The sequence below is a fragment of the Streptococcus sp. 477 genome, from assembly GCF_013277295.1.
Classification (GTDB): Bacteria; Bacillota; Bacilli; order Lactobacillales; family Streptococcaceae; genus Streptococcus; species Streptococcus pseudopneumoniae.
The window spans coordinates 1-3317 of record NZ_VMMQ01000003.1; the positions used below are offsets into that span (position 1 = coordinate 1).

Sequence of the window (3317 nt, forward strand, 5' to 3'; positions counted from 1 at the left end):
TTTGAAAATGATTGAGTATGAACATGTGAAATTGGCCTATTTTGATGGTTCAGACCAAGAATTGACCATCCGTAACTTTGAAAGTGGAGCTTATTCTATCGCTGGGGTTTATCCAAATAGTTCTAACTTGGCTAAGACCAAGGAGAAATATAAGGATAATATCGTCTATAGCTTGCAGGACAAGACTTCTTGGTATTTCAATTTCAACGTTAACCGTAAGGCCTACAATCACACTGCTAAAACGACAGATGAGCAGAAGAAGTCAACTGAGACAGCTGTTTTGAACAAGAACTTCCGCCAAGCGGTGAACTTTGCCTTGGACCGCACAGCCTATTCTGCTCAGTCAAATGGGGAAGAAGCAGCTAGCAAGACTCTTCGTAACACCCTAGCACCTCCTACATTTGTCCAAGTTGGAGACAAGACCTTTGGAGAAGTAGTCGCTTCTAAATTGGTCAACTACGGAACAGAATGGTCAGGTATTAACTTGGCAGATGCTCAGGATGCCTATTTCAACAAAGAAAAAGCCCAAGCAAAATTTGTGGAAGCTAAAAAAGAATTGGCAAGTCAAGGTGTGACTTTCCCTATTCACTTGGATGTGGCTGTTGATCAGACAAGTAAAAATGCTGTGACAGGCATGAACTCAGTTAAGCAGACCCTTGAGTCAGTTTTGGGTGCTGATAACATTGTCATTGATGTTCAGCAACTTTCAACAGATGATTTTAATAATGTAGCCTTCTTAGCACCGACAGCAGCTGATCGTGACTACGATTTGAACTTTGATGGTTGGGTGGGTGACTATCAGGATCCATCAACTTATCTCAATCCTTTCAATGCAGAGGATGGATTCTACCTTAAGATTTTTGGACTAGATGCCAAGGAAGATAAGGAAAAAATCACTAGTCTAGGTCTGGATACCTACACTAAGATGCTCAAAGATGCAGATAGTGAAAACAAAGATGTAGCCAAGCGTTATGAAAAATACGCTGAAGCACAGGCTTGGATGATTGACAATTCTCTCATTATGTCAGCTATGTCAAGTGGTGGCACAGCATCTGTAACCAAAGTGACGCCATTTACAAGAGGCTATTCATTGGTTGGTATCAAGGGTGATGGCAATAACTACAAGTACATGAAACTGCAAAAAGACACTGTGACGACCAAACAGTTTGAAGAAGCTAAAAGTAAATGGGAGCAAGAAAGCAAAAAAGCAATCGAAAAAGCCCAAAAAGAAGCAGAAAAACATGTTAAATAGTTAGAAATAGCCTTTTCAAGCAAAATCCTAAAGACAAACATCAGTTTTGGTGCTTGTCTTTTTAAATCACTCGGCTATCGAAAACTGAGAAATGATTTGTTTTGTGCTAAAATAGATTGAAACGAATACTCAATAAAAATCAAAGAGTAACTGGGAAGTCAGCTCAAAATACTGTTTTGAGGTTGCAGATGGACGCTGACGTGCTTTGAAGAGATTTTCGAAGAGTATAAAGATCCTCTCTTTTACTATAGTTAAGGAGATGTAAAGATAAGTGATAAGGAAGAGACTATGTACGACTATCTAATCGTTGGTGCTGGTTTGTCGGGAGCAATTTTTGCTTATGAGGCGACTAAGCGTGGAAAAAAAGTAAAAGTTATTGATAAACGTGACCACATTGGTGGAAATATCTACTGTGAGAATGTAGAAGGGGTTAATGTTCATAAATATGGTGCCCATATCTTTCATACTTCTAATAAAAAAGTTTGGGACTATGTCAATCAATTCGCTGAGTTTAACAATTATATCAACTCGCCTCTAGCTAATTACAAGGGTAGCCTTTATAATCTACCTTTCAATATGAATACTTTCTATGCTATGTGGGGTACAAAAACTCCTCAAGAAGTGAAAGATAAGATTGCTGATCAAACGGCTCATATGAAGGACGTTGAACCTAAAAACTTGGAAGAACAGGCTATCAAGTTGATTGGTCCAGATATTTATGAAAAATTGATTAAAGGATATACTGAAAAGCAATGGGGACGTTCTGCTACTGACCTTCCACCGTTTATTATTAAACGTCTACCAGTTCGTTTGACCTTTGATAATAATTATTTCAATGACCGTTACCAAGGAATTCCAATTGGTGGGTATAATGTCATTATCGAAAATATGCTCAAGGATGTGGAAGTAGAACTTGGTCTTGACTTTTTTGCCAATCGTCAAGAATTAGAAGCTTCTGCTGAAAAAGTTGTCTTTACAGGGATGATTGACCAATACTTTGATTATAAACATGGTGAGTTAGAATACCGTAGTCTTCGTTTTGAGCATGAAGTTTTTGATGAAGAAAACTATCAAGGAAATGCTGTAGTGAACTACACAGAGCGAGAAATTCCTTATACTCGCATTATTGAGCATAAACATTTTGAGTATGGTACACAAGCTAAAACGGTTATTACTCGAGAATACCCAGCTGATTGGAAACGTGGAGATGAGCCTTATTATCCAATCAATGATGAGAGAAACAATGCTATATTTTCCAAATATCAGGAAGAAGCGGCAACAAATGACAAGGTTATTTTCTGTGGTCGTTTAGCAGATTATAAATACTACGACATGCATGTGGTCATCGAACGGGCTTTGGAAGTGGTCGAGGAAGAGTTGGGACAATAATGCAAGGATTCCGTTATTTTAGAATCTTTGCTACTTAAGATTTTTATACTAAACTAAAATAAAAAAGTATTATATAATAGTAATATGAAATCAACTAAAGAAGAAATCCAAGCTATCAAAACACTTTTAAAAGACTCTAGTACAGCTAAATATCATAAACGCCTTCAAATCGTTCTATTTCGTCTGATGGGTAAATCTTATAAAGAGATTATAGAGCTTTTAGACTGTAATCAAACAACGATTTGGCCAACTGTAAAAAAATATGAGGAGTTCGGACTCGATTCTCTCCTTCAAGAAACACGTGGTGGTCGTAACCATGCATATATGACAATTGAGGAAGAGAAAGCCTTTCTTGCCTGTCATTTGAAGGCTGCAGAGGCAGGAGAATTTGTTACAATTGATGCCTTATTTCAGGCTTATACAAAGGAGTTAGGTTCTTCCTACCTTCTATCAACTCTTGAAGCACCATGGTTGGCGAAATATTAGGCCACGTCCAGCACATCCCAAGAAAGTAGACTCTCAAACCATTGTCGCGTCTAAAAATAAAATCTCAATTCAAGAAGAAAAGAAAGCGCTTTAAAACCAGTAGGCATTTTCGTAAGGTTCGCTTGATGTACCAAGATGAGGCTGGTTTCGGTAGAATCAGTAAACTGGGATCTTGTTGGGCTCCAATGGG

Annotated in this window: 2 protein-coding genes and 1 pseudogene; all 3 read left to right on the forward strand. The window is 38.0% G+C overall.

The window, feature by feature from the left end:
* Positions 1-1252 (forward strand): ABC transporter substrate-binding protein (locus HT691_RS00230; protein ID WP_172925216.1); only part of this gene is annotated, 1252 nt, incomplete at its 5' end.
* A 288-nt stretch (positions 1253-1540) separates the two neighbouring features.
* Positions 1541-2641, forward strand: a complete 1101-nt coding sequence (glf, locus tag HT691_RS00235) for a UDP-galactopyranose mutase (protein ID WP_000272518.1) — start codon at positions 1541-1543, stop codon at positions 2639-2641.
* Between the two features lie 84 nt (positions 2642-2725).
* A pseudogene (locus HT691_RS00240) lies at positions 2726-3317 on the forward strand (helix-turn-helix domain-containing protein); the annotation flags it as partial.